General features: G+C 70.8%; 21 protein-coding genes, 1 pseudogene and 1 riboswitch. Of the genes and pseudogenes, 15 read left to right on the top strand and 7 right to left on the bottom strand.

What is annotated here, in order from left to right:
- Positions 1-126 precede the first annotated feature (126 nt).
- Both whiG and AB0M26_RS14600 read left to right on the top strand, forming a co-directional pair.
- A complete protein-coding gene (gene whiG / locus AB0M26_RS14595; protein WP_365259924.1) occupies positions 127-963 on the top strand; it encodes an RNA polymerase sigma factor WhiG in 837 nt (278 codons plus the stop codon).
- A gap of 106 nt (positions 964-1,069) precedes the next feature.
- A complete protein-coding gene (locus tag AB0M26_RS14600; protein WP_365260155.1) occupies positions 1,070-1,627 on the top strand; it encodes a helix-turn-helix domain-containing protein in 558 nt (185 codons plus the stop codon).
- A gap of 332 nt (positions 1,628-1,959) precedes the next feature.
- Here AB0M26_RS14600 and AB0M26_RS14605 read toward each other — a convergent pair.
- Positions 1,960-2,415: pseudogene (locus tag AB0M26_RS14605) on the bottom strand (M23 family metallopeptidase); the annotation flags it as partial.
- A 1,070-nt stretch (positions 2,416-3,485) separates the two neighbouring features.
- On the opposite strand from AB0M26_RS14605, the gene rpsB reads away from it, so the two are divergent.
- The 9 genes from rpsB to AB0M26_RS14650 all read left to right on the top strand — a co-directional run bounded on the left by rpsB (position 3,486) and on the right by AB0M26_RS14650 (position 13,802).
- The gene (gene rpsB / locus AB0M26_RS14610) at positions 3,486-4,448 is read left to right on the top strand and encodes a 30S ribosomal protein S2 (RefSeq protein ID WP_365259927.1); all 963 of its coding nucleotides are present in this window, start codon (positions 3,486-3,488) and stop codon (positions 4,446-4,448) included.
- A 91-nt stretch (positions 4,449-4,539) separates the two neighbouring features.
- Positions 4,540-5,376 (top strand): translation elongation factor Ts, encoded by an 837-nt coding sequence (gene tsf, locus AB0M26_RS14615; protein WP_365259929.1) that lies wholly within the window; start codon positions 4,540-4,542, stop codon positions 5,374-5,376.
- A gap of 190 nt (positions 5,377-5,566) precedes the next feature.
- Positions 5,567-6,352, top strand: coding sequence for a UMP kinase (gene pyrH / locus AB0M26_RS14620; RefSeq protein ID WP_365260157.1), 786 nt, complete (start codon positions 5,567-5,569; stop codon positions 6,350-6,352).
- Between the two features lie 151 nt (positions 6,353-6,503).
- Positions 6,504-7,061, top strand: a complete 558-nt coding sequence (frr, locus tag AB0M26_RS14625; RefSeq protein WP_360846738.1) for a ribosome recycling factor — start codon at positions 6,504-6,506, stop codon at positions 7,059-7,061.
- A 107-nt stretch (positions 7,062-7,168) separates the two neighbouring features.
- Positions 7,169-8,182, top strand: a complete 1,014-nt coding sequence (locus AB0M26_RS14630; RefSeq protein ID WP_365259932.1) for a phosphatidate cytidylyltransferase — start codon at positions 7,169-7,171, stop codon at positions 8,180-8,182.
- Positions 8,183-8,747: 565 nt separating this feature from the next.
- Complete coding sequence (gene rlmN, locus AB0M26_RS14635; protein ID WP_365259935.1) at positions 8,748-9,854, top strand: 23S rRNA (adenine(2503)-C(2))-methyltransferase RlmN; 1,107 nt, start codon at positions 8,748-8,750, stop codon at positions 9,852-9,854.
- Positions 9,855-9,886: 32 nt separating this feature from the next.
- Positions 9,887-9,996, top strand: a riboswitch (TPP riboswitch).
- Complete coding sequence (locus AB0M26_RS14640) at positions 9,991-11,064, top strand: thiamine ABC transporter substrate-binding protein (RefSeq protein ID WP_365259938.1); 1,074 nt, start codon at positions 9,991-9,993, stop codon at positions 11,062-11,064. Its footprint overlaps the riboswitch before it by 6 nt.
- Positions 11,040-12,770, top strand: coding sequence for an iron ABC transporter permease (locus AB0M26_RS14645; protein ID WP_365259941.1), 1,731 nt, complete (start codon positions 11,040-11,042; stop codon positions 12,768-12,770). Before AB0M26_RS14640 ends, AB0M26_RS14645 begins: the two co-directional genes overlap by 25 nt.
- Entirely contained in the window at positions 12,771-13,802 is a 1,032-nt protein-coding gene (locus tag AB0M26_RS14650; protein ID WP_365259944.1) for an ABC transporter ATP-binding protein, read from the top strand. It abuts the gene before it with no gap.
- A gap of 86 nt (positions 13,803-13,888) precedes the next feature.
- Here AB0M26_RS14650 and AB0M26_RS14655 read toward each other — a convergent pair whose 3' ends face one another.
- From AB0M26_RS14655 to AB0M26_RS14670, 4 genes are all read right to left on the bottom strand, one after another.
- Positions 13,889-15,097, bottom strand: coding sequence for a hypothetical protein (locus tag AB0M26_RS14655; RefSeq protein ID WP_365259947.1), 1,209 nt, complete (start codon positions 15,095-15,097; stop codon positions 13,889-13,891).
- On the bottom strand, positions 15,079-15,807 hold the full coding sequence (locus AB0M26_RS14660) for an ATP-binding cassette domain-containing protein (RefSeq protein WP_365259950.1): 729 nt from the start codon (positions 15,805-15,807) through the stop codon (positions 15,079-15,081). Before AB0M26_RS14660 ends, AB0M26_RS14655 begins: the two co-directional genes overlap by 19 nt.
- A 607-nt stretch (positions 15,808-16,414) precedes the next feature.
- Positions 16,415-17,794, bottom strand: coding sequence for an aspartate aminotransferase family protein (locus tag AB0M26_RS14665; RefSeq protein WP_365259953.1), 1,380 nt, complete (start codon positions 17,792-17,794; stop codon positions 16,415-16,417).
- The gene (locus tag AB0M26_RS14670; protein WP_365259956.1) at positions 17,779-18,252 is read right to left on the bottom strand and encodes an Lrp/AsnC family transcriptional regulator; all 474 of its coding nucleotides are present in this window, start codon (positions 18,250-18,252) and stop codon (positions 17,779-17,781) included. The genes AB0M26_RS14665 and AB0M26_RS14670 overlap by 16 nt, the downstream gene beginning before the upstream one ends.
- Positions 18,253-18,430: 178 nt before the next feature.
- Here AB0M26_RS14670 and AB0M26_RS14675 point away from each other — a divergent pair, with 178 nt between their 5' ends.
- Positions 18,431-19,867, top strand: coding sequence for a gamma-aminobutyraldehyde dehydrogenase (locus tag AB0M26_RS14675; RefSeq protein ID WP_365259959.1), 1,437 nt, complete (start codon positions 18,431-18,433; stop codon positions 19,865-19,867).
- 228 nt (positions 19,868-20,095) lie between these two features.
- Here AB0M26_RS14675 and AB0M26_RS14680 read toward each other — a convergent pair whose 3' ends face one another.
- Together AB0M26_RS14680 and AB0M26_RS14685 are read right to left on the bottom strand one after the other, a co-directional pair.
- Positions 20,096-20,776, bottom strand: a complete 681-nt coding sequence (locus AB0M26_RS14680) for a glycerophosphodiester phosphodiesterase (protein WP_365259962.1) — start codon at positions 20,774-20,776, stop codon at positions 20,096-20,098.
- On the bottom strand, positions 20,764-21,786 hold the full coding sequence (locus AB0M26_RS14685; RefSeq protein WP_365259965.1) for an adenosine deaminase: 1,023 nt from the start codon (positions 21,784-21,786) through the stop codon (positions 20,764-20,766). Before AB0M26_RS14685 ends, AB0M26_RS14680 begins: the two co-directional genes overlap by 13 nt.
- Before the next feature lie 191 nt (positions 21,787-21,977).
- Between AB0M26_RS14685 and AB0M26_RS14690 the strand changes: the two genes are divergently transcribed.
- The 3 genes from AB0M26_RS14690 (at position 21,978) to AB0M26_RS14700 (ending at position 25,928) form a co-directional block, all read left to right on the top strand.
- The gene (locus AB0M26_RS14690; protein ID WP_365259968.1) at positions 21,978-22,709 is read left to right on the top strand and encodes a DUF4190 domain-containing protein; all 732 of its coding nucleotides are present in this window, start codon (positions 21,978-21,980) and stop codon (positions 22,707-22,709) included.
- 429 nt (positions 22,710-23,138) lie between these two features.
- Positions 23,139-24,653, top strand: a complete 1,515-nt coding sequence (locus tag AB0M26_RS14695) for a gamma-aminobutyraldehyde dehydrogenase (RefSeq protein WP_365259971.1) — start codon at positions 23,139-23,141, stop codon at positions 24,651-24,653.
- 27 nt (positions 24,654-24,680) lie between these two features.
- Entirely contained in the window at positions 24,681-25,928 is a 1,248-nt protein-coding gene (locus tag AB0M26_RS14700; RefSeq protein WP_365259974.1) for a spermidine/putrescine ABC transporter substrate-binding protein, read from the top strand.
- Positions 25,929-25,968 lie beyond the last annotated feature (40 nt).

Raw genomic sequence — 25,968 nt, forward strand, 5'->3', positions numbered from 1 at the left:
GTATCTGCCCAGCGCGAGCGTGGAGCGTTCGCACGCTGCGACAGGTCAGTCACGCTACGCTCACAAGCGTTCCGACCACGACAGACGTCCTCACCCCGGTGACGGCAGAAGAGCTCAAGGCGACGAATGCCCCAGCACACCTCCGGGTCTGACCGCGCGGCAGTGCCACCCGCCGCCCGCGGCAGCGTGCGCCCCCCCGCACCCTCGTCGCTCGACGAACTGTGGCGGTCGTACAAGGCCACGGCTGACGGCCGGCTGCGGGAGCAGCTCATCCTTCACTACTCCCCGCTCGTCAAGTACGTGGCAGGCCGGGTCAGCGTCGGCCTGCCTCCCAACGTCGAGCAGGCGGATTTTGTTTCCTCGGGAGTCTTCGGGCTCATCGACGCCATCGAAAAGTTCGATCCGGACCGTTCGATCAAATTCGAGACGTATGCGATCACCCGGATTCGCGGTGCGATGATCGATGAACTGCGCGCGCTCGACTGGATCCCCCGCTCGGTCCGGCAGAAGGCGCGCGCCGTCGAGCGTGCCTACGCCACCCTCGAGGCGAAGCTCAGACGGAGCCCCTCCGAAGCCGAAGTGGCCGAGGAGATGGACATCGGCCTCGATGAACTGCACAACGTCTTCAGCCAGTTGTCCCTGGCCAACGTCGTCGCCCTCGAAGAACTGCTGCATGTCGGCGGCGAGGGCGGCGACCGGCTCAGCCTCATGGACACACTGGAGGACACGGCCGCCGACAACCCCGTGGAGGTCGCCGAGGACCGCGAACTGCGCCGGCTGCTCGCCCGGGCCATCAACACCCTGCCGGAGCGCGAGAAGACGGTCGTGACCCTCTACTACTACGAGGGGCTGACGCTCGCCGAAATCGGCCAGGTCCTGGGCGTCACCGAAAGCCGGGTGAGCCAGATCCACACCAAGTCCGTGCTCCAGCTCCGGGCGAAACTCGCCGACGTCGGCCGCTGAAGCTGCTGAATCGTCCCTCCGCTGTGTCGAGATGTCGCCGCGGGGAGTGCACCGGCCGGTACGTCGTCCGTACAGTGGAGGCGTGCCAAGGATTCGAGCGGCCTCCGTGGCCGAGCACCGGACCATGCAGCGCAACGCCCTGCTGGACGCTGCCCGATCCCTCTTGTCCGAGGGCGGCACGGAAGCCCTGACCTTTCCCGCTCTCGCCGAACGCACCGGGCTCGCGCGCTCCTCCGTCTACGAGTACTTCCGCTCCCGCGCGGCCGTCGTCGAGGAACTGTGCGCCGTCGACTTCCCGGTCTGGGCCTCGGAGGTCGAGGCCGCCATGGAGCGCGCCGAGACGCCCGAGGGCAAGATCGAGGCATATGTGCGGCAGCAGCTCGCACTCGTCGGCGACCAGCGGCACCGGGCCGTCGTGGCAATCTCGGCAGGTGAACTGGACGCCGGTGCGCGCGAAAAGATCCGTGCCGCGCACGGGAGCCTCATCGCCATGATCGTCGAAGCACTCGGAGCCCTCGGCCATGAGCAGCCGCGGCTCGCGGCGATGCTGCTGCAGGGCGTCGTCGACGCGGCGGTGCGCCGAATCGAGATCGGCGCCGCCGAGGATCCTGGACAGATCACCGAGGCCGCGGTCGCCATGGCGCTGCACGGCGTCCGGGGCTGAACCGTCTCTCGACAGCGGCCCGTCCCGCGACGGCGCAGTCGACGGTGCGCCCAGAGCGCCGCGGCGGCCAGAAAGGCGCTCCATCCCAGGGAAGCAGGGCCGGGGCCGCCCGCGGACGCAGGCCTGACCATTTGGGGTGCAGAGGAAACCGTTGTCTTCGCATGGCCCGGCCCTGAGATCCCCCGCGAGCCGACCGCCCCGCGCGCGGCACCCCGTCCAGCCGTTCCGGCTGCACCCCGTCCAGCCGTTCCGTGAGAGTCGGCTGCTCCGCCCTCGACGGCCCGTCCCCGCATCGGGGAAGAACCTGCTGTTCCGTCCTCCGTGCCGGTACGCGGCTCCGGCACCCCGAACACCGGCAGCAGCCGGGACGGTCCGCCGCGCAGCATTCCGTCGGGCAGCAGGGAGAGCGGATCGAGGTAGCGGTCACCGCGCCTCAGCCCCCAGTGCAAGCACCCCTCCCTGCAGTGGAACGGGCCTTCATCGAGAGTGCCGACCCGTGCGCCCGCCGCCACACGGTCGCCCTTCGCGACGTCCGGGTGCACCGGCTCGTACGTGACGCGCAGCGGCGGCTTCCCCGTGCCGTCCAACTCGATGGCCAGCACTCCCCGGCCGGCGACACTTCCCGCGAACGAGACCCGGCCCGCGCCCGCGGCCCGTACCACCTGGCCCGGGCGGCCGGCGAGATCCACTCCGCGGTGCCCTGCCGCGTACGGCGACGGCGGCGGCTCCCAGGCCCGCACCACGTGCGGCCTCGGCCTCCCGTCCTGGCCCTTCAGCGGCCAGGCGCGGCCGTCGCTCCGGCCCGAGGCGTCGCCCCCGCCCCCACCTGGCCTCGGCCTCCCGTCCTGGCCCTTCAGCGGCCAGGCGCGGCCGTCGCTCCGGCCCGAGGCGTCGCCCCCGCCCCCACCCCCCTGCCCCCCACCCAAGCCACTCCCGCTCTCGCTACCCCCGCTCTGGCCACTTCCGCTCCCGCCCCTGTCCCGGCCATCGCCGTCGGCCGGGACGCCGGTCGTGGAACCGGTCAGGGCCGGAGTCCCCACAGGCATGTCGCCGGACCGGGGAGCGGGTCTTCCCGCCGCCGTGATCAGCGCCAGGGCAAGGGTCGCCAGAAGCAGTGCCGGGACCACCGGCCTGCCCACCCGCCCCCACGGCACCGGGCCCCGGAGCTCCCCCCACCGAACTCGCTGCCACGGCCCCTGACACTGCCGGACCCGCTCCGACCCCCTCTGCCGCCGAACTCCCTCCCACGGCCCTTGCCAACACCGCCGCGGCTCCCGGCCCCGCTGCCCTGGCCCCGACCCTGCCGAACGCGCCCCCGCCCGTCCTGCTTCCGGCCGCCGTAGTGTCGCCCGCTCTGCCCCCGTCCGTCCTGCTTCCGGCCGCCGTAGTGTCGCCCGCTCTGCCCCCGCCCGCCCTGATTCCGTCCGCCGTAGTGCCGCCCGCTGTCCCGTGTCGCATCGCATGGCACGAGCCTGGCCCGGCGTCGGGGCGCTCAGGGATCACGGCGGAAAGCTGTGGACGGGCCGCGGCATGTGGACAAAATGGTCACTCGTACGGGTGGGATCCGCGGCCAGCGGCCGACGCGTCCGGCACGCGTTTCACCGCACCGGCGGGAAGCCGCCGTGTGTCGCTCGGCGGCTCAGCGGTCCCGTACACTTCTGGTGGCGATCCGGGTCACCGGGTCGACTTCGCACGCCCCGCCGTCGGCGCTTCCACTTCCCATCGGACAGCTCCGCGGCCGCGTTCCTCGGTCCACGGCAGGCCCTCGCGAGAGCGCCCTCCATGGCAGACGCGCAGGGGCGTCAGGCACGCCGGCCGACCGGCCGGCGTGGAACCGAGTACCTCAAGGAGTACGGCCATGGCCGTCGTCACGATGCGGGAGCTGCTGGAGAGCGGCGTCCACTTCGGGCACCAGACCCGCCGTTGGAACCCGAAGATGAAGCGCTTCATCTTCACCGAGCGCAACGGCATCTACATCATCGACCTGCTCCAGTCGCTGTCGTACATCGACCGCGCCTACGAGTTCGTCAAGGAGACCGTCGCCCACGGCGGCTCCATCATGTTCGTCGGCACGAAGAAGCAGGCCCAGGAAGCCATCGCCGAACAGGCGACCCGGGTCGGCATGCCGTACGTCAACCAGCGCTGGCTGGGCGGCATGCTCACCAACTTCTCGACCGTCTACAAGCGCCTGCAGCGCCTGAAGGAACTCGAGGCGATCGACTTCGAGGACGTGGCCGCCTCCGGCCTCACCAAGAAGGAGCTCCTCGTCCTCTCCCGCGAGAAGGCCAAGCTGGAGAAGACCCTCGGCGGTATCCGCGAGATGCAGAAGGTGCCCAGCGCCGTCTGGATCGTGGACACCAAGAAGGAGCACATCGCCGTCGGTGAGGCGCGCAAGCTCAGCATCCCGGTCGTCGCGATCCTCGACACCAACTGCGACCCGGACGAGGTCGACTACAAGATCCCGGGCAACGACGACGCGATCCGCTCCGTCACCCTGCTCACCCGCGTGATCGCCGACGCGGTCGCCGAGGGTCTCATCGCCCGCTCCGGCGCCGCCGAGAGCAAGGGCGAGAAGGCCGCGGGCGAGCCGCTCGCCGAGTGGGAGCGCGACCTGCTCGAGGGCGAGAAGAAGTCCGAGGAGCCGGCCGCCGCCGCGGCCGAGAAGCCCGAGGCCGAGAAGCCCGAGGCCGAGAAGCCCGAGGCCGAGAAGCCCGCTGAGGCCGAGAAGCCCGCTGAGGCCGAGAAGCCCGCCGAGGCCGAGAAGGCCGCCGAGGCCGAGAAGCCGGCCGACGCCAAGGCCGCGGACGCCGAGCAGGCCTGACGACCCCGTCACGGCTGCCGACGGCGGGGGCCCGGGGCCCCCGCCGTCCCACCGTAGATCCGATCGACTTTCGAGAAGAGACTGACAGACCATGGCGAACTTCACCGCCGCTGACGTCAAGAAGCTCCGTGAGCTCACCGGCGCCGGCATGATGGACTGCAAGAAGGCGCTGGACGAGGCCGAGGGCAACGTCGACAAAGCCGTCGAGATCCTGCGCGTCAAGGGCCAGAAGGGCGTCGCCAAGCGCGAGGGCCGCAGCGCCGAGAACGGTGCCGTCGTCTCCCGCCTCTCCGCCGACAACGCCTCCGGCGTTCTGGTGGAGCTGAAGTGCGAGACCGACTTCGTCGCCAAGGGCGACAAGTTCGTGGCCGTCGCGGACGCCGTCGCCGAGCACGTCGCCAAGTCCTCCCCGGCCGATCTGCAGGCTCTGCTCGCCTCCGAGATCGAGGCCGGCAAGACCGTCCAGGCGTTCGTGGACGAGGCCAACGCGACCCTCGGCGAGAAGATCGTCCTCGACCGCTTCGCGCAGTTCTCCGGCGGCTATGTCGCCTCCTACCTGCACCGCACCAGCCCGGACCTGCCCCCGCAGGTCGGTGTCCTGGTCGAGCTGGACCAGGAGAACGCCGAGGTGGCCAAGGACATCGCGCAGCACGTCGCCGCTTTCGCGCCGAAGTTCCTCTCCCGCGAGGACATCCCGGCCGAGACCGTCGAGAACGAGCGCCGCGTCGCCGAGGCCACCGCGCGCGAGGAGGGCAAGCCCGACGCCGCCCTCCCGAAGATCGTCGAAGGTCGGGTGAACGGCTTCTTCAAGGAGAACGTGCTCCTGGACCAGGCGTTCGCCAAGGACAACAAGAAGAGCGTGCAGAAGATTCTGGACGAGTCCGGCGTTACGCTGAAGCGGTTCGCCCGCTTCCGTGTCGGCGCCTGATCCGTACGACTTCGTACGGCTCGGTACCACTCCGTTCAAACACGGAATTCGCCCGACCCGCTAGGGTCGGGGGCAGTCGGCCGCCATATGCGCCGGACGACCGCAGATGTGACGAGGAGGCCATTGCCGCAGAGGGCTCGACCAGATCCCACCGGCAATGGCCTTCTCGTATGTGCACGAGGAGATCTCCATGAACCAGGGCGCGGACACCGCTGACACGGCAGACAAGGCAGGCCACGGCCAGTACGGGAAGAAACGCCGCCGCTTCCTGCTGAAGCTGTCCGGCGAGGCATTCGCCGGTTCCGGGGCGCTCGGCGTGGATCCCGACGTGGTGCACAAAATGGCCCGCGAGATTTCCGCAGTGGTCCGGGACGGCTATGAGATCGCGGTCGTCATCGGCGGCGGCAACTTCTTCCGCGGTGCCGAACTGCAGCAGCGCGGCATGGACCGGGCCCGCTCCGACTACATGGGTATGCTCGGCACGGTCATGAACTGCCTCGCCCTCCAGGACTTCCTGGAGAAGGAGGGCATCGACTCCCGCGTCCAGACCGCCATCACCATGGGACAGGTCGCTGAGCCGTACATCCCGCTGCGGGCCGTACGGCATCTGGAGAAGGGGCGCGTCGTCATCTTCGGCGCGGGCATGGGCATGCCGTACTTCTCCACCGACACCACCGCTGCCCAGCGCGCCCTGGAGATCGACGCCGAGGCGCTGCTGATGGGCAAGAACGGCGTGGACGGGGTCTACGACTCCGACCCGAAGCAGAACCCGGACGCCGTGAAGTTCGACGCGCTCGAGTACGGCGAGGTGATCGCCCGTGGCCTGAAGGTCGCCGATGCCACCGCCATCACGCTGTGCATGGACAACAAGCTTCCGATCCTTGTCTTCGAGCTGCTCGCCGAGGGCAATATCGCGCGTGCGGTGAAGGGTGAGAAGATCGGCACGCTCGTCAGCGATCAGGGTACGCGGGCCTGACCACCGGCCCGTACGGCCGGGGTAACCCGGCAACTCCGGGCCGCACGAACAGCCCGGCACGGGGATGGACAACGACCTGCCGGTCGTACACCGTGCAGGAAACACGCGCGAGGGGCGAGGCTGTGCTCACTCACGAGACCAGGAGCAAGTGGTGATCGAAGAGATCCTCCTCGAGGCCGAGGAGAAGATGGAGAAGGCCGTCGTGGTCGCCAAGGAGGACTTCGCCGCGATCCGCACCGGGCGTGCGCACCCGGCGATGTTCAACAAGATCGTGGCGGACTACTACGGTGCGATGACGCCGATCAACCAGCTGGCGTCGTTCTCGGTGCCCGAGCCGCGCATGGCGGTCGTGACTCCTTTCGACAAGAGTGCGCTGCGCAACATCGAGCAGGCGATCCGCGACTCCGACCTCGGGGTCAACCCGTCGAACGACGGCAACATCATCCGTGTGGTGTTCCCGGAGCTGACGGAGGAGCGCCGCCGCGAGTACATCAAGGTCGCCAAGGGCAAGGGCGAGGACGCGAAGATCTCGATCCGCAGCGTCCGCCGCAAGGCCAAGGAGTCCATCGACAAGCTCATCAAGGACGGCGAGGTCGGCGAGGACGAGGGCCGCCGCGCCGAGAAGGAGCTCGACGACACCACGTCGAAGCACGTGGCGCAGGTGGACGAGCTGCTCAAGCACAAGGAAGCCGAGCTGCTCGAGGTCTGATGAACGACTCTTCCTGGGGGGGCCGCCCCGTGTCCCGGGCCGGCGGGGCACCGGTTCCTCATGCCGAACGGGGTGTTCCCGGCGAAGCCAGGGGGAGCCATGCGCCGGTGCCGCCGACCGCCGGCCTCTGGAGACCGCCCGACCAGGGGTCTGCTCCGGCGGGTCCCGCGCACGGGATGCCGGAGGCCAAGCAGACTCGGGCCATGCCCAGCTTGTCCGACTCCGGCGGAAATCAGGACGACCGTGACCGGGGGGCCGCTCGCCACAGCGGCCCTCCGCCGCAGTCGCCGGCCGCCCCGCAGAAGAAGCGGGCCGGGCGGGACCTGCGGGCCGCGATAGGGGTCGGTCTCGGTCTCGGCGCGGTGATCATCGCGTCGCTCTTCATCGAGAAGGCCGTCTTCGTCGCGGTGATCGCCGCCGCCGTGATCGTCGGCCTCTGGGAGCTCTCCTCCCGGCTGTCGGAGAAGAAGTACATCCGCATCCCGCTCGTACCGCTCGCGGTGGGCGGGGCGGCCATGGTCGTCGCCGGGTACCTGCGGGGCGCGGAGGGCGCGTCCGTGGCCATGGCCCTGACCGCGCTCGCCACGCTCGTGTGGCGGATGGCCGAGCCTCCCGAGGACTATCTGCGGGATGTCACGGCCGGTGTCTTCGCGGCCTTCTACGTGCCGTTCCTGGCCTCGTTCGTGGCCCTGATGCTCGCCGCTGACGACGGCGCATGGCGGGTGCTCACCTTCCTGCTGCTGACGGTCGTCAGCGACACGGGCGCGTACGCCATCGGCTGGCGGTTCGGCCGGCACAAGCTCGCCCCGCGCATCAGCCCCGGCAAGACCCGCGAAGGGCTGTTGGGCGCGGTGGGCTTCGCGATGGCCGCGGGCGCGCTGTGCACGGAGTACCTGATCGACGGCGGGAGCTGGTGGCAGGGGCTGCTGCTCGGCCTCGCGGTGGCCGTCAGCGCCACACTCGGCGACCTCGGCGAGTCCATGATCAAGCGGGATCTCGGGATCAAGGACATGGGGAACCTGCTGCCGGGCCACGGCGGGATCATGGATCGGCTGGACTCGCTCCTGCCGACCGCGCCTGTGGTGTGGCTGCTGCTGGTGGTCTTCGTAGGCCCGGGCTGATCCGGGACGTACGACATCCGGGGGCCCGCCGCGTTGCGCGTGCGGGCCTTCGTCGTTGCGTGGCCATTTCCGACGCGGGACGCCACGCACCCGCGGCGCGTTCAGCGGTGGGCGCCCGCTCAGCGTGCCGGGCGAAGGCCGTCGCGATCTTCTCGCGTCCGGCACCGGAGGGCCGGCAGCGGGCGGAGCAGCACCCCGGCCTTGTGCGGGTCGAGCAGGCCGCCGTTGATCAGTCCGCGCAGCTTGCACTCCGGTCTCGGGGCCGTAGACCTGCTCGCCGTGGCGGGATCGTCCCTGAATCCCGGTTTCGACGAGCGCTACCTGCGGCGGAACTCGACCTGAACACCGGTACGCGCAGCGGAAGAACCTGCGCCACCCCATCGCGGCACCCAACCGCCTTCGTAGAAACCTTCCTTGGGGGCGTCGCCGGGCCGTGCGGATCGGCAGGTGGCAGGCGGCCACCGGGGGTGACCGGTCTCCCACCAAGCGGCGGCCACCGGGAGTGACCGGTCTCCCACCGCCCCGGCCTGGGGCGGCGTAGTTGATCTGCCACACTGGTGCAGTTATGCCTGCACCCGGAGAACTCATCTTCGTCGCGCCGCGCGGGGCCAAGAAGCCGCCGCGGCACCTTGCCGATCTCACGCCCGCAGAGCGCCGTGACGCCGTTGCCGCGCTCGGTGAGAAGCCGTTCCGCGCCGGTCAGGTGTCGCGTCACTACTTCGCCCGCTACACCGACGATCCGGGGGCCTGGAGCGACATCCCCGCCGCCGCGCGCGAGAGGCTGGCCGCCGGGCTGCTGCCCGAGCTGATGACCGTGGTGCGGCACATCTCGTGCGACGACGACACCACCCGTAAGACGCTGTGGCGGCTCTTCGACGGCACGCTCGTGGAGTCCGTGCTGATGCGCTATCCCGACCGGGTCACCATGTGCATCTCCTCGCAGGCCGGATGCGGCATGAACTGCCCGTTCTGCGCGACCGGACAGGCCGGTCTCGACCGCAACCTCTCCACCGCCGAGATCGTGCACCAGATCGTCGACGGGATGCGGGCGCTGCGCGACGGCGAGATCCCCGGAGGCCCGGCGCGGCTGTCCAACATCGTCTTCATGGGCATGGGCGAGCCGCTCGCCAACTACAACCGCGTCGTCGGCGCCGTCCGCCGCCTCACCGACCCCGCGCCCGACGGCCTCGGACTGTCACAGCGCGGTATCACCGTCTCCACCGTCGGCCTCGTCCCCGCGATGCTGCGCTTCGCCGACGAAGGCTTCAAGTGCCGTCTGGCCGTGTCTCTGCACGCCCCCGACGACGAGCTGCGCGACACCCTCGTGCCCGTCAATACCCGCTGGAAGGTGCGCGAAGTCCTCGACGCGGCCTGGGAGTACGCGGAGAAGTCCGGCCGCCGGGTCTCCATCGAGTACGCCCTGATCAGGGACATCAACGACCAGGCGTGGCGGGCCGATCTCCTCGGCCGGCTCCTGAAGAACCGCCGGGTGCACGTCAACCTCATCCCGCTCAACCCGACCCCCGGCTCGAAGTGGACCGCCTCCCGCCCCGAGGACGAGCGGGCGTTCGTCGCCGCGCTGGAGGCCCATGGTGTGCCCGTGACCGTACGGGACACCCGGGGGCAGGAGATCGACGGTGCCTGCGGGCAGCTTGCCGCAACCGAGCGCTGACGCCGCTGATACCGTGCATTCGTACAAATGAACACCTCCGACAGGGGAGCGCACCGAGCGCTGAGAGTGCGGCCAGGCGACGCCGCAGACCCTCGGACCTGATCCGGGTAATACCGGCGTAGGGAGTCACTCGACGATGTACAACAACCTTCGGCGTGCCATGGGCGCGGCGCTGATCGGCGCGCTCGGTGTCTCGGCACTGGCCGCATGCGGCGGTTCGGACGACGACGGCGCCAAGGCCGGAGACCGCAAGACGGTCACTCTTGTCACGCACGACTCGTTCCAGGCCTCACCGGGGGTCCTCAAGCAGTTCACGAAGGAGACCGGCTACAAGGTCGAGGTGCTGCGGGGTGGCGACGCCGGTTCGGCGGTGAACCAGGCTGTCCTCTCCAAGGACAATCCGCAGGGCGACGTGTTCTTCGGCGTCGACAACACACTGCTCTCCCGGGCGCTGGACGCCGGGCTGTTCACCCCGTACGAGGCGACGGACTTGGAGAAGGTCCCGGCCGCGCTCCGGCTCGACGGGGACCGGCATCGCGTCACCCCCGTCGACACCGGAGACATCTGCGTCAACTACGACCGGAAGTACTTCGCCGGCAAGAAGCTCGCGCCCCCGCGCACGTACGAGGACCTGCTCAAGCCCGCGTACAAGAACCTCCTGGTCACCGAGAACGCAGCCACCTCCTCCCCGGGCCTCGGCTTCCTCCTGGGCACCGCCGCGGCCCGTGGCGGCGACTGGCAGGACTACTGGAAGAAGCTGAAGGCCAACGGCGTCGAGGTCGTCGACGGCTGGGAGCAGGCCTACTTCGACCGGTTCTCGGGCGCGGGCAAGGGCGACAAGCCCCTCGTCGTCTCCTACGCCTCCAGCCCGCCCGCCGGGGTCCTGGAGATGAAGCCGCGGCCGAAGCAGGCGCCGACCGGCGTCGCGACCGACACCTGCTTCCGCCAGATCGAGTTCGCGGGGCTGCTGAACGGCGCCAGGAACCAGAAGGGCGGCAAGGCGCTGCTGGACTTCCTGCTGAGCAGGACGTTCCAGGAGGACGTCCCGCTGAAGATGTTCGTCAACCCCGCGCGCCAGGACGCCCGGCTGCCCGAGGTGTTCACCCGCTACGGCGAGACGATCGACAAGCCCGCGACGCTGCCGCCCGGGAAGATCGCCGAGAACCGTGAGCAGTGGGTCGAACAATGGTCCTCGCTGGTCCTGAAGTAACCACCGCCAAAGGCGCGGCCGCCCGGGCCCGGCCCCGCGGCCGCCGGCACACGGCGGTGCGGCTCGCGCTCATGGCTGTGCCCGTCGCCTTCTTCGGTGTCTTCTTCGGCTACCCGGTCGCCGCCATCGTCGGCCGGGGTCTACGGGACGGCGGGCGCTGGCAGTTGGGCAGGGCCGTCGAGACGCTCACCGACCCCGGTGTGCTGGACGTCCTGTGGTTCACCGCCTGGCAGGCGGCCGCCTCCACCGTCCTGACCCTCGCGATCGCGCTGCCGGGCGCCTATGTCTTCGCCCGCTTCGACTTCCCCGGCAAGGAGATCCTGCGGGCGGTCGTCGTCGTGCCGTTCGTGCTGCCGACGGTCGTCGTCGGCTCGGCCTTCCTCGCGCTGCTCGGGCGCGGCGGCATGCTCGACGACCTGTGGGGCTTCCGCCTGGACACCACGGTCTGGGCGATCCTCCTCGCCCATGTCTTCTTCAACTACGCGGTCGTGGTCCGTACCGTCGGAGGGCTCTGGTGCCAGCTGGACCCGCGGCAGGAGGAGGCGGCCCGGGTCCTGGGCGCGAGCCGCTTCGCGGCCTGGCGCCGGGTGACGCTGCCCGCGCTCGCACCCTCCGTCGGGGCCGCGGCCCTCATGGTGTTCCTCTTCACGTTCACCTCCTTCGGCGCCGTGCAGATCCTCGGCGGCCCGCGCTACGCGACGCTGGAGGTGGAGATCTACCGGCAGACCGCGCAGCTCCTGGACCTGCCGACCGCCGCCGTCCTCACCCTCGTCCAGTTCGCCGCGGTCGCCGCGGTCCTCGCGCTGCACGCCTGGTCGGTACGGCGCCGGGAGAGCGCCCTCGCGCTCGTGGACCCGGCGCGGACGGCGCGACGCCCGCAGGGGCCGGGTCAGTGGGCCCTGCTCGCGGGCGTGCTCGCCGTGGTCGCCGTGCTGATCCTGCTGCCGCTCGGTGTGCTGATCGAACGGTCGCTCGCCGCGCCCGGAGGCCACGGGTTCACCTTCTACCGGGCTCTGCAGTCGGCGGCCGGAAGCGGCGGCACGTTCCTCGTGGCCCCGCTGGAGGCCGTGTGGAACTCGCTGCAGTACGCCGCGGCGGCCACGGCCATCGCCCTGGTGATCGGCGTGCTCGCGGCCGCGGCCCTGACCCGCCGCGCCGGACGGCTCCTGCGGGGCTTCGACGCGCTCCTCATGCTGCCGCTGGGCACCTCCGCGGTGACCGTCGGCTTCGGCTTCCTCATCGCCCTGGACGAGCCGCCCCTCGATCTGCGCTCCTCCTGGCTGCTGGTGCCGCTGGCCCAGGCACTGGTGGGCGTGCCCTTCGTCGTACGGACCATGCTTCCCGTCCTGCGCGCCGTCGATGAGCGGCTGCGGGAGGCGGCCGCCGTCCTCGGCGCCCCCCCGCTGCGGGCCTGGCGCGAGGTGGATCTGCCGCTCGTGCGCAGGGCGCTGCTGGTGGCGGCGGGCTTTGCATTCGCGGTGTCCCTGGGGGAGTTCGGCGCGACGGTGTTCATCGCCCGGCCCGACACCCCGACGCTGCCGGTCGCCGTGGCCCGCTTCCTGGGACGTGCGGGCGCGCTCAACTACGGACAGGCGATGGCCCTGAGCACGATCCTCATGCTGTTGTGCGCGGGCGCGCTGCTGGCGCTGGAGCGCTTCGCGCCCCGCGTCACCGGGGCACCGGCCGACCGCCCGGGAGGGTTCTAGATGTCCCTGCTGCAACTGGACGGCGTGACCGTACGCTTCGGCGGCCGCGCGGTGGTCGATGCGGTGGACCTGGAGGTCGCCGAACACGAGACCGTCTGCGTCCTCGGGCCCAGCGGCAGCGGAAAATCCACCCTGCTGCGCGCGGTCGCCGGGCTTCAACGGGCCGATGCGGGGCGGGTGTTGCTCGCCGGGCGGGACCAGAGCGGTGTGCCCGCTCACCGGCGCGGGGTCGGCCTGATGTTCCAGGACCACCAGCTGTTCCCGCAGCGGGACGTGGGCGGCAACGTCGCCTTCGGGCTGCGGATGCGCGGCACCCCGCGCGCGGAAGCGCGTCGTACGGTCGAGGAGTTGCTGGATCTGGTCGGGCTGCCCGGGGCGCAGCGACGGGCCGTCACGGCACTGTCCGGCGGCGAGCAGCAGCGGGTGGCGCTCGCCCGTGCCCTCGCACCGGAACCGAAGCTGCTGATGCTCGACGAGCCGCTCGGCCAGCTCGACCGGAGCCTGCGGGAGCGCCTGGTCGTCGAACTGCGTGCGCTCTTCGAGCGGTTGGGGACGACGGTGCTGGCCGTCACCCACGACCAGGGGGAGGCGTTCGCCCTCGCCGACCGGGTGGTGGTGATGCGCGAGGGCCGAATCGAGCAGACCGGCACGCCGCTGGAGGTGTGGCAGCGTCCGGCTTCGGAGTTCGTCGCCCGCTTCCTCGGCTTCGACAACGTGGTCCGCGCGACCGTACGGGGTGAGGCGGCCGAGACCCCGTGGGGCAGGATCCCCGTACCGCCGGGGTCCGGCGAGGGGAGGCGCCGGCTGCTGGTCCGCCCGGCAGGCGTTCGGGTCGTCCCGGTCGCCGACGGCCTGCGGTGCAGCGTCGCGGCCCGCACCTTCCGCGGCAACCACGTTGCGTTGCTGCTCCACCCCGCGGAAGGGCCGCGGCTGGAGGCCGCCTGTGCCCTGCACGACGCCCCCGAGCCGGGTGCGACGGTGGGCGTCACGTTCCGCGGCGAGGACGTCGTCGTACTGCCCTCCGCCGGCTGAACGGGACGCCGGGGAGGGCAGCGAGGGGTCCGGTGAGGAGGACGCCGAGTTTCACGCCGTCGGGGTCATGTCGAAGGCGGTGGGGGTCAGGTCGAGAGGGGCAGGGCGGCGAGTTCGGCCACCGCCCAGGAGATGGGAGCGAGGACGACGACCATCACCATGCCGCGCAGCAGGGCCGCACGGCGCAGCAGCGAAGGCGAGGCCCCGATCCGCAGCAGTGCCGCCGTCGTGTCGCTGCGCGCGCCCTTGGTCTCCAGGGCGACGGTCAGGACGGTCGCTGTGGCGCAGGCCATGATCAGGGCCGCACCCACCCCGGTCAGCGGCCCGAACGGCCGGTGGCCGGTGGAGTCGAGCGCCGTCCCGTAGAGCTGGGTCGCGGCGAGTGCGCCCGAGGCGACCGCGCACAGTACACCCAGCGGGCGGCCCAGCCGCGTCGACTCCTCCTGCAGCACACGGCCGGACAGCAGCCGCAGGGCGCCGGGGCGGCCCGAGGCCAGCAGCTTGCCGCAGAGGTGCGTCAGGCCGGGGCAGGCCAGGACGAGCCCGATCACGATGAGCACCCAGCCGCCGACCACACCCGGCGGGATGTTGTCCAGCCGGCCCGGCAGCGGCAGCAGGCTGTCGGAAGAGGCCGGGGTGGTTCTGGCCGCGTACGAGCCGAGGGCGATCCCGGCCGCCGTCAGCGCCACACCCCAGGGCAGCCCCGTCGAGACGCTCGCGCTCGCGGACGCCGGCGGCCCGTCGGCCGCCGCGGGGCGGCTCGGCTCCGGGGAGTTGTCGGGGGCGGGCTTGCGCGGCCGCAACGCGATGGCGGTGGTCGTACCGGATAGCAACGGCACGACGAAGAGCAGGGTCAGCAGGCCGGCGTAGGGCAGCGGATGCCCGGCACCGAGCATGTCCGCCACACCGCTGTGCGGCGCGCGGCCGACGTCCCCCCGCAGCCCCAGGAAGGCGACCAGCGCGAACACGCTGCCCAGCGTGCAGGACACGGCCGTTGACACGGCGGCGAGCAGAGCCATGCCGAGCGGGCCGAGCCCGACCGACGACAGCCCCGGCTGCGTACGTGCCGCCGGGTCCGTACGGGCGACGGCGACGGAGAGTTGGACGACAGCGGCGATCGGGACGAGGCACCACAGGAGGCGGAAGGCCGAGCCGGCCGCCTGCTCGGGATGCGCCAGCGCGTGGCCGAGCGCGGACAGCAGCAGGAAGCCGACGCCGGCGGAGGCCGCGGCGACCATCAACCGCCGCAGCAGGACGAGGGGATGGGTGCCGCGAGCTAGACGGAGAGCGAGCACTCGGCTCTACCCTCCTTGTCCGGAAAGGGGATGCCACCGACCCGGCGGCCGTCCACCAGCGCGACGGTACGGTCCGCGAGCGCCGCCACCTCGGCGTCGTGGGTGGCGAGCACGACCGTGATGCCGTGCGAGCGCGCGGCCGTGGTGAGCGTGCGCAGTACATGGGCGCGGTCGGCGCGGTGCAGGGGCGCGGAGGGCTCGTCGGCGAAGAGCACCGCCGGCTCCGAGGTCAGAGCCCTGGCGATGGCGATGCGCTGCCGCTGCGCCTGGAGCATCGCGGACGGCCGCTTCCGGGCGCCCTCGCCGACGTCGAGGCGGTTCAGCCATTCCAGGGCGGACGCCTTCGCCGCCCGGTGCGGGGTGCCGCGCAGCAGCAGGGGAAGGGCCGCGTTCTCCCAGCCGGTCAGCTCGGGTACGAGCTGGGGCTCGGTGTCGATCCAGCCGAACCGGTCCCGGCGCAGCCGCTCGCGGCCTACCGGACCGAGCGTGTGCACCGGGGAGCTGTTGAACCAGACTTCACCGCTCTGCGGGGCCAACTGGCCCGCCAGGCACCGCAGCAGCGTCGTCTTTCCGCTGCCGCGGGGCCCGGTGACGGCGAGGATCTCGCCTTCCCGCACGCCGACGGAGACACCGGCGAGTGCGGGCGTCTCGCCGTGCGCATAGTGCAGGGAACGTGCCCAGAGCACGTCGTTGTCCGGTGGGGCCTCCATGGCGAACACCTCGGCTTTGTTGCGACAGTCCGTTCCCCTGGCCGGGTGAACGAACATGAGCCCAATCGGTCACTTGGCACCGTAAGGACTCGGCCGTGCGGGACGGGGCTCGCACGGCCCGGGTCGGCCGATGTTCCTTCGAAAGGCTCATATGAACCGATGGTGTTCACTCCGTCCGGCCGAACCCGGCCGAACCCGGCCGAACCCGGCCGAACCCGGCCGAACCCGGCCGAACCCGGCGGGAGCCGGAACCGCAACACCCCGCCGGACCGTCAGGTCGCGCCCGCCAGATGCGTGGGGGGCCGAACAACCGCAGCAGGGCCGGGAGGACGGTGACCGACGGGCCGGGGCGCCGAAGACCGCGGCCGGGTCGGTGGTAGCCGGTTCCGGTGCGGACCGTACGGCGGGGATGCCGTAGGACTGGGTCGGGCCGGGGAGGTCGGGCCCGCGCCGCCTCGGACGCGGTGGCCCCGCCGAAGACATCGGTCACGTACGGAACGGCGGCAGGCCCAGAACGGACGTCGGCCCTCCCCCGCCGAGGGATGAGGTCACGGGGGAGGGCCGGACCTGGGGCCGCCGGGCTCCGGGTCGTCGTCGGATCTCGTCGTCAGATCTTGGTCCAGGCCTCGGTGAGGACGTGGCGGACGATCTGCTCGATCTCGTCGAACGTCGACTGGTCCGAGATCAGCGGCGGCGAGAGCTGGATGACCGGGTCTCCGCGGTCGTCGGCACGGCAGTACAGGCCGTACTCGAAGAGCTTCTTGGACACGAAGCCGTAAAGGATCCGCTCCGACTCCTCGTCGGTGAAGGACTCCTTGGTCGCCTTGTCCTTGACCAGCTCGATGCCGTAGAAGAAGCCGTTGCCGCGGACGTCGCCGACGATCGGCAGGTCGTGCAGCTTCTGCAGGGTCCGCAGGAACGCGGACTCCTGGTCCAGCACGTGCTGGTTGAGGCGTTCGCGCTCGAAGATGTCGAGGTTGGCCAGGGCGACGGCCGCGGAGACCGGGTGGCCGCCGAAGGTGTAGCCGTGCAGGAAGGTGTTGCCGCCCTTGTAGAAGGGCTCGGAGACGCGGTCGGAGACGATCGCGGCGCCGATGGGGGAGTAGCCCGAGGTCATGCCCTTGGCGCAGGTGATGATGTCGGGGGTGTAGCCGAACTTGTCGCAGGCGAAGATGTGGCCGAGGCGGCCGAAGGCGCAGATGACCTCGTCCGAGACGAGCAGCACGTCGTACCGGTCGCAGATCTCGCGGACGCGGCGGAAGTAGCCGGGCGGGGGCGGGAAGCAGCCGCCCGCGTTCTGCACCGGCTCCAGGAAGACGGCGGCGACGGTGTCCGGGCCCTCGAAGAGGATCTGCTGCTCGATCTGGTCGGCGGCCCAGCGGCCGAACGCCTCGGGGTCGTCGCCGTGAATCGGGGCGCGGTAGATGTTGGTGTTCGGCACCTTGTGCGCGCCGGGGACCAGCGGCTCGAACGGGGCCTTGAGGGCGGGCAGGCCGGTGATGGACAGGGCGCCCTGCGGGGTGCCGTGGTAGGCCACCGCTCGCGAGATCACCTTGTACTTGGTGTGGTTGCCCGTCAGCTTGTGGTACTGCTTCGCCAGCTTCCAGGCGGTCTCGACGGCCTCGCCGCCGCCGGTGGTGAAGAAGACCTTGTTCAGGTCGCCGGGGGCGTGGTTCGCCAGGCGCTCGGCCAGCTCGACGGCCATGGGGTGCGCGTAGGACCACACGGGGAAGAAGGCAAGTTCGGCCGCCTGCTTGGCGGCGACCTCGGCCAGCTCCTGGCGGCCGTGACCGGCCTGCACCACGAACAAGCCCGCCAGGCCGTCGAGGTACTTCCTGCCCTTGTCGTCGTAGATGTACGTGCCCTCGCCGCGGACGATCGTCGGGACGGGGGTGTTCTCGTACGACGACATGCGGGTGAAGTGCATCCACAGGTGGTCGTAGGCCGTCTTGGAGAGGTCGGCGCTCATGGCTATCGGGTTCCCCATGTGTAGGTCTGCTTCTTGAGCTTGAGGTAGACGAAGCTCTCGGTGGAGCGCACGCCGGGAAGCGCGCGGATCCGCTTGTTGATCATTTCGAGAAGGTGGTCGTCGTCCTCGCAGACGACCTCCACGATGAGATCGAAGGAGCCCGCGGTGACGACCACGTACTCGACCTCGCCCATCTCGGTCAGCGCGTCCGCCACCGGGTCGAGGTCTCCCTCGACGTTGATGCCGACCATCGCCTGGCGCCGGAAGCCCACGGTGAGCGGGTCGGTCACCGCGACAATCTGCATCACGCCCTGGTCGAGCAGCTTCTGCACGCGCTGCCTGACCGCGGCCTCGGAGAGGCCGACGGCCTTGCCGATCGCCGCGTAGGGACGCCGCCCGTCCTCCTGGAGCTGCTCGATGATTGCCAGGGAAACGGAGTCGATCGTCGCGTTGCCGTTCTTGTCTCGTGTGGCCACGGGCAACACTGTGCATGAGTAGTTGACAGTCTGGCAACTAGTAAGCGATGAAATTCGTTGTTGCCATCGTTGAATATCACTGATTCCGTAGGTGGGGGGTGGCGGGTATGTCGAAAGCGTCGCCTCTGTCAGTAGGCTGGATGTCTCACCCATCGGACACCGAACAGGAGGGGTGGCAGTGACCACCGAGCTGCGTCGTCTGCGCAACTACATCGACGGGGAGTTCCGGGATGCCGCCGACGGGCGGACCACCGAGGTGGTCAATCCGGCCACGGGAGAGGTGTACGCCACCGCGCCGCTGTCCGGATCAGCGGACGTCGACGCCGCCATGGCCGCAGCCGAAGCCGCGTTCCCGGCCTGGCGCGACCTCGTACCGGGCGAGCGCCAGAAGGCACTGCTCAAGATCGCGGACGCGGTCGAGGCGCGGGCCGAGGAACTGGTCGCCGCTGAGAGCGAGAACACCGGCAAGCCCATCGGACTGACCCGGTCCGAGGAGATCCCGCCCATGGTCGACCAGATCCGCTTCTTCGCGGGTGCCGCCCGGCTGCTCGAGGGCCGTTCGGCCGGCGAGTACATGGACGGTCTGACCTCGATCATCCGCCGGGAGCCGGTCGGCGTGTGCGCCCAGGTCGCCCCGTGGAACTACCCGATGATGATGGCCGTGTGGAAGTTCGCCCCGGCGCTGGCCGCGGGCAACACGGTCGTCCTGAAGCCGTCCGACACCACCCCGGCGTCCACGGTCCTGCTCGCCGAGATCATCGGCTCCATCGTCCCCAAGGGCGTCTTCAACGTCGTCTGCGGCGACCGCGACACCGGCCGCCTGATGGTCGAGCACGAGACCCCGGCGATGGCCTCGATCACCGGCTCCGTACGGGCCGGAATGCAGGTCGCCGAGACTGCCTCGAAGGACCTCAAGCGGGTCCACCTGGAGCTCGGCGGCAAGGCCCCCGTCGTGGTCTTCGAGGACACCGACATTCCCAAGGCGGTCGAGGACATCTCGGTCGCGGGCTTCTTCAACGCCGGCCAGGACTGCACGGCCGCGACCCGCGTCCTCGTCCACGAGTCCATCCACGACGAGTTCGTCGCCGCGCTCGCCAAGGCGGCGACCGACACAAAGACGGGCCAGCCGGACGACGAGGACGTCCTCTACGGCCCGCTCAACAACGCCAACCAGCTCGCACAGGTCTCCGGCTTCATCGACCGGCTGCCCTCGCACGCGAAGGTCGAGGCGGGTGGCCACCGGGTCGGCGACAAGGGCTTCTTCTACGCCCCGACCGTCGTCTCGGGTCTCAAGCAGGACGACGAGATCATCCAGAAGGAGGTCTTCGGACCGGTCATCACCGTCCAGAAGTTCACGGACGAGAACCAGGCCGTCACCTTCGCCAACGGCGTCGAGTACGCGCTCGCCTCCTCGGTGTGGACCAAGGACCACGGCCGCGCCATGCGGATGTCCAAGGCGCTCGACTTCGGCTGTGTGTGGATCAACACCCACATCCCGCTCGTCGCCGAGATGCCGCACGGCGGCTTCAAGAAGTCCGGCTACGGCAAGGACCTCTCGGCCTACGGGTTCGAGGACTACACCCGCATCAAGCACGTGATGACGTCCCTGGACTGAGTCCGCGTGATGACGTCCCTGGACTGAGTCCACGGAACGGATGCGATGGGCGGCGCCACCGCGACGGCGCGCCCCGGCACATCGTCGGGGCGCGCCGTCGCCGTACCGGCTCCGCCCGGGAGCGGAACACCGTCGCCGGACTCCGAACGGGCCTACGCGGCCCCGGAGCCGGCCGCAGGGGCCGGAGGCAGCGGGGGGTTGCGAATCGGGGAGCGGACGGCGCCGCGCTCAGCCGTCCAGCACCCGGCGCAGGCAGTCGATGCGGTTGGTGGTGACGGAGTCCACGCCGTGGCGCAGCAGACGCTTCATCGTCCGGCCGGTGTCCGCCGTCCAGGCGGACACGAGCAGGCCCCTGGCATGGAGGCGCGCCACGAGGCCCCCGCTCACCAGACCGAAGCGGTAGTTGAGCCAGCGCGGGCGCACGGCGGCGACGAGTGCGGGCGGCGGCGGGGCGAGCGTGGTCCACGTGAGGGCGATCTCCGCGTCCGGATCCGCCGCGCGTACGGCCAGCATGCCCGGGGCCCCGCCGCAGTAGTAGGCGCGGCCGCCGAGCCCGGACGCGCGGACCTCGCCGACCGTAGCGGGCGCCGCCGCCGGATCCGGCAGATCGATCATCGGGCGGGCCGCGGACCCGTCACAGACCGCCGTCAGCCCCTCGGCGAGCGTAGGAACGCCGCCGCCGGTCAGGTCACGCACCTCTTCCGCCGTGACCTCGGCGAGCGGCCGCTCCACATCCCACAGCCGCTCCAGGGTCGCGTCGTGGAGGAGCACCGGAACGCCGTCGCGGGTGAGCCGTACGTCGAACTCCACCGCGTCCGCGCCCTGCCGGACCGCTGAGCGCAGCGAGGGCAGGGTGTTCTCACGGGCCCGGTACGGGTCACCGCGGTGGGCGACGGCTACTGCAGCCACGAGGCGGTGTACCCGTCGATCTCCGCGAGGAGCTTCTCCTTGCCGGAGGGGTCGAGGAAGGACGCCTCGACGGCGTTCTTGGCGAGGCCGGCGACGCCGCGCTCGTCCAGGTCCAGCAGCCCGGCGGCCACCCCGTACTCGGTGTTGAGGTCGGTGCCGAACATCGGGGGATCGTCGCTGTTCACGGTCACCAGCACGCCGGCAGCCACCATTTCCTTGATGGGGTGCTCGTCGAGGTGCGCCACGGCGCGCGTCGCGACGTTGGAGGTCGGACACACCTCCAGCGGGATGCGGTGCTCGGCGAGGTGCGCCAGCAGCCGCGGGTCCTGAGTGGCACTCGTGCCGTGGCCGATGCGCTCGGCGCGCAGATGGGTCAGCGCGTCCCAGATCGTCTGCGGACCCGTGGTCTCGCCCGCGTGCGGCACGCTGTGCAGCCCGGCCGCGATGGCGCGGTCGAAGTACGGCTTGAACTGCGGCCGCGCGACGCCGAGTTCGGGTCCGCCGAGACCGAACGACACCAGGCCCTCGGGCGCCAGGTCCACCGCGATCCGCGCCGTCTCCTCGGCCGCCTCCAGCCCCGCCTCTCCCGGGATGTCGAAGCACCAGCGCAGGATCACACCGAGGTCGGCCTCCGCCGCCCTGCGGGCGTCCTCGATGGCCTCGACGAACGCCACGTCGATGATGCCGCGGCGGACGGAGCTGAACGGCGTGACGGTCAGCTCGGCGTACCGGATGCTCTGCTGCGCCATCTCGTGGGCCACCTCGTAGGTGAGCAGCCGTACGTCGTCGGCGTCGCGCACCAGGTCCACCACGGACAGATAGACCTCGATGAAGTGGGCGAAGTCCCGGAAGGTGAAGTAGTCCACCAGCGCCTCGGGGTTGGTGGGCACCTTGGAGTCGGGGTGCCGGGCGGCCAGTTCGGCGACGATGCGCGGAGAGGCCGAGCCCACGTGGTGGACGTGGAGTTCCGCCTTGGGCAGTCCCGCGATGAAGGTGTGGAGATCGGCCATCGGTCCTCCTGGGGACAGGCGTTCTGGTTCCGGGCAGAGATCATCGTAGGACCGGGCCCGTGCAGCGCCGGTCGCGGGCCCTGGCGGTTGGCCGGTCGGGGAGGGGGCGGGGAATGGCAGAGGGTGCGACCGTTCCGGGGACCGTTCGGGCGGCAGGCCGTAGCATTGCCGGACGTCCGAAGGGGAGGAACATGTTCGACGCCGAGAAGCCCCAGCAGCCCGAGCCGCGTGATCCGTGGGCTCCGCCGGAGCAGCCGGTGCCCCTGGACAAGCCGCGGCCCATACCGCCGGCGGGGGACCGGCCCGCGGGCCCGGGCATGCCGCCCTCCGGTGGCCACCAGCCGGTGCCCCCGCCCCCCGCGGCCCATCAGCCTCCGCCCGCGGCGGGAGGCGGCGCGGTGCCCCCGCCCCCGATCGCGCCCACCGGCCCGGCCTCGCACTCCACGGCGTACGGCCCCGACCCGTACGGCACGAGCGGTTACGGCAGCGGCAGCCCGTACGGCGGCTATCCGGCCTACCCCGGCTACTCGGCCCCCGGTGGCTACGGGTCGGGCGGCTACGGCGCCGGCTGGCAGTCCGGGCAGCCCGCACCGACCAACGGGCTGGCCATCGCCGGCATGGTGATCGGCATCATCGGCACCGTTCTCTTCTTCACCAGCGTCTTCGCGATCATCCTCGGCGTGCTGGCGATCATCTTCGGTGCACTCGGGCGTGGAAAGGCCACGCGCGGAGAGGCCGGGAACGGCGGCCAGGCCCTGGCGGGAGTGATCCTCGGCATCGTCGCGGTCGTCGCCGGTGCGCTGATGCTGGTGCTGGTCGTCGCCACCTCCCAGGACGACACCAGCAGTTCCTACAGCAGCAGCTCCTACAGCAGCGCCGCAGCCGCCTCCGGGGTGACCGCGATCGCCACGCTCCAGCGGTAGAGCGTCCGCCGTCGGTCCGGGCCCGCCCCGGCGCCACCGCCCGCTCGCTCCCGCGCCGCCGTCGGCGAAGCGAAGCCCAGCAGATTCAGCCGGCACGATCCCGTAGCGGTGCGCCCGCCGGGTCGCCTCGTCGAAACCGCGGTCCCGGCGGCCTGCCTTCTTCGCCCCGTTCGCCCCGCTCGACCAGCGCCGCGATGCTCTCGATCCGATTCCCCATGGCATGGGAGTCTCGCAGCGACCCCTGACACTGCGTCCATCGAATTCGACGCCCGCCCGACACATTGACCGACAGATTCCGTCGCGTAACCAAAAGGCAACAACGGAATCACTTGTTGATTGCCCCCTGCTCTGTCAGGATCGGCGTTCAATCAAAGCTGGAGCTACGCCGACCGCTGTCACAGGGGGACCAGGTCGGCGGAGGAGAGCGATATGAGCAGTCCCTTCCAGGCGGACGAGCGCTTCGCCGACGGTGCCCAATACATCGCCGGTGAGCTGCGCCGCGGCACGTCCGGCCGGGAGCACGCGGTCGTCGACCCGGCCACCGGCGAGGCGGTGTACACCTACGAACTGGCCGGCACCGCCGATGTCGATGCCGCCGTGGAGGCCGCAGCCCGCGCGTTCCCCGAGTGGTCGGGCGCGACCCCCGGGGAGCGCTCCGACGCCCTCCACCGCTTCGCGGCCGTCCTCGACGACCGGGCCGAGGAGTTCGCCCGGGCCGAGACGCTCCAGTGCGGCAAGCCGATCAAGCTGACGACCGAGTTCGATGTGCCGGGCACGGTCGACAACGCGTCGTTCTTCGCGGGCGCGGCCCGCCACCTCGAGGGCAAGTCCGCGGGGGAGTACACCGGAGACCACACCTCGTACATCCGCCGCGAGCCCATCGGCGTCGTCGGGTCCATCGCACCGTGGAACTACCCGCTGCAGATGGCCGCGTGGAAGGTCCTCCCGGCCGTCGCGGCGGGCAACACCATCGTGCTGAAGCCCGCCGAACTCACCCCGTTCACCTCGCTGTTGTTCGCCCAGGCCGCGGATGAGGCGGGCATCCCCACCGGGGTGATCAACATCGTCAGCGGCGCCGGGCGGGACGCGGGTGAGCACCTCGTCGGCCACCCGGGCGTCGCCATGACCTCCTTCACCGGCTCCACGGCCGTCGGCAAACGCGTGGCCGAGATCGCCACGAGCACCGTCAAGCGCCTCCACCTCGAACTCGGAGGCAAGGCCCCCTTCGTGGTGTTCGACGACGCCGACCTGGAGGCCGCCGTGCACGGCGCCGTCGCCGGCGCGCTCATCAACTCCGGTCAGGACTGCACCGCCGCCACGCGCTCCTACGTCCAGCGGCCGCTGTACGACGCGTTCGTCTCCGGCGTAGCGGACCTCATGGCCGCCGTGCGCCTGGGCGACCCGGCCGATGGCTCCACCGACCTCGGCCCGCTGATCTCGCACGCCCAGCGCGACCGGGTCGCGGGCTTCGTGGACCGCGCCCGCTCCTACGCCAGTGTCGTCACCGGGGGCGAGGCGCCGCAGGGCGAGCTGGCCAAGGGCGCGTACTACCGCCCGACGCTGGTCACCGGCGCCGCCCAGGACAGCGAGATCGTCCAGTCCGAGGTCTTCGGGCCGGTCCTGGTCGTCCTGCCCTTCGACGGCGACGACGAGGGCATCGCGCTCGCCAACGACACCCCCTACGGCCTCGCCGCCTCCGCCTGGAGCCGCGACGTCTACCGCACCGGCCGGGCCACCCGTGCGATCAAGGCGGGCTGTGTGTGGATCAACGACCACATCCCGATCCTCAGTGAGATGCCGCACGGGGGCTACAAGGCCTCCGGCTTCGGCAAGGACATGTCGGCGTACTCCTTCGACGAGTACACCCAGGTCAAGCATGTGATGTACGACAACACCGCGGTGGCGCGCAAGGACTGGCACCGCACCGTCTTCGGTGACCGCTGACCGAAAGCCGTGAAAGGGCACAGCGCAATGGAGAGCCACGAGCCAGAGACCCTGTCGGCGCCCCAACTCGCCGCCATACGCCGCAGCATGACCGAGGGCCGCATGGCGATGAGCCGCCGGTCCCTGCTGCGCTCCGCCGGTGCGGGAGCCCTGGCCGTGGGAGGGCTCGGCGCCCTCTCCGCCTGCGGTATCCCGCCCGCCACCCGCACCGCGGAGACGGGCAAGGCCGACGACCACTCCGACGAGGAGAAGCGGCTCAACTTCTCCAACTGGACGGAGTACATCGACGTCAGCGACGACAACAAGCACCGCCCGTCGCTCGAGGAGTTCAAGCGCCGCACCGGCATCCACGTCAAATACACCGAGGACATCAACGACAACGTCGAGTTCTTCGGGAAGATCAAGCCTCAGCTCGCCGCGGGCCAGGACACCGGTCGCGACCTGATCTGCGTCACCGACTGGCTGGCCGGGCGCATGATCCGGCTCGGCTGGATGCAGAAGCTCGACCAGACCAACCTGCCCAATGCGTACGCGAATCTGGCCGAGGGATTCCGCAGCCCCGACTGGGACCCGGTCCGCGCCCACTCCTACGCCTGGACCGGCATCCCCGCGGTCGTCGCGTACAACGAGAAGGCCACGGACGGACGCAAGGTCACCTCCATCACCCAGCTCCTGGAGGACCCCGCCCTCAAAGGCCGGGTCGGCATGCTGACGGAGATGCGCGACACCGTCGGGCTCACTCTCCTCGACATGGGCAAGCGCCCCGAGGACTTCCGCGCCGACGACTTCGACGCCGCCATCGCCCGCCTCCAGAAGGGCGTCGACCGCAAGCAGATCCGCCGCTTCACCGGCAACGACTATGTCGACGACCTCAGCAAGGGCGACATCGCCGCCTGCGTGGCCTGGGCCGGGGACCTCGTCCAGCTGCAGGCCGACAACCCGGCGATCAAGTTCACCATCCCGAAGGCCGGTTTCATGATGGCCACCGACAACCTGCTGATCCCGAACAAGGCCCGGCACAAGCGGAACGCCGAGCGCTTCATCAACTACGTCTACGAGCCGAAGGTCGCCGCGAAGATCGCCGCCTACATCAACTACGTCTGTCCCGTCGACGGCGTGCGCGAGGAGCTGGCGAAGATCGACAAGGAGCTCGCGGCCAATCCGCTGATCCTCCCCGACGCGGAGTTCACGAAGAAGTCGCACACCTTCCGGCTGCTCTCCGCCGAGGAAGAGACGGACTTCGAGCAGAAGTTCGCCAAGCTCATCGGCGCCTGACGGCCACCGGCTCCCGACCGCCCCCGAGAACACTGGACTG

Origin of the sequence: Streptomyces sp. NPDC051776 (assembly GCF_040681345.1) — a bacterium.
In the GTDB taxonomy this organism is placed as follows: Bacteria; Actinomycetota; Actinomycetes; order Streptomycetales; family Streptomycetaceae; genus Streptomyces.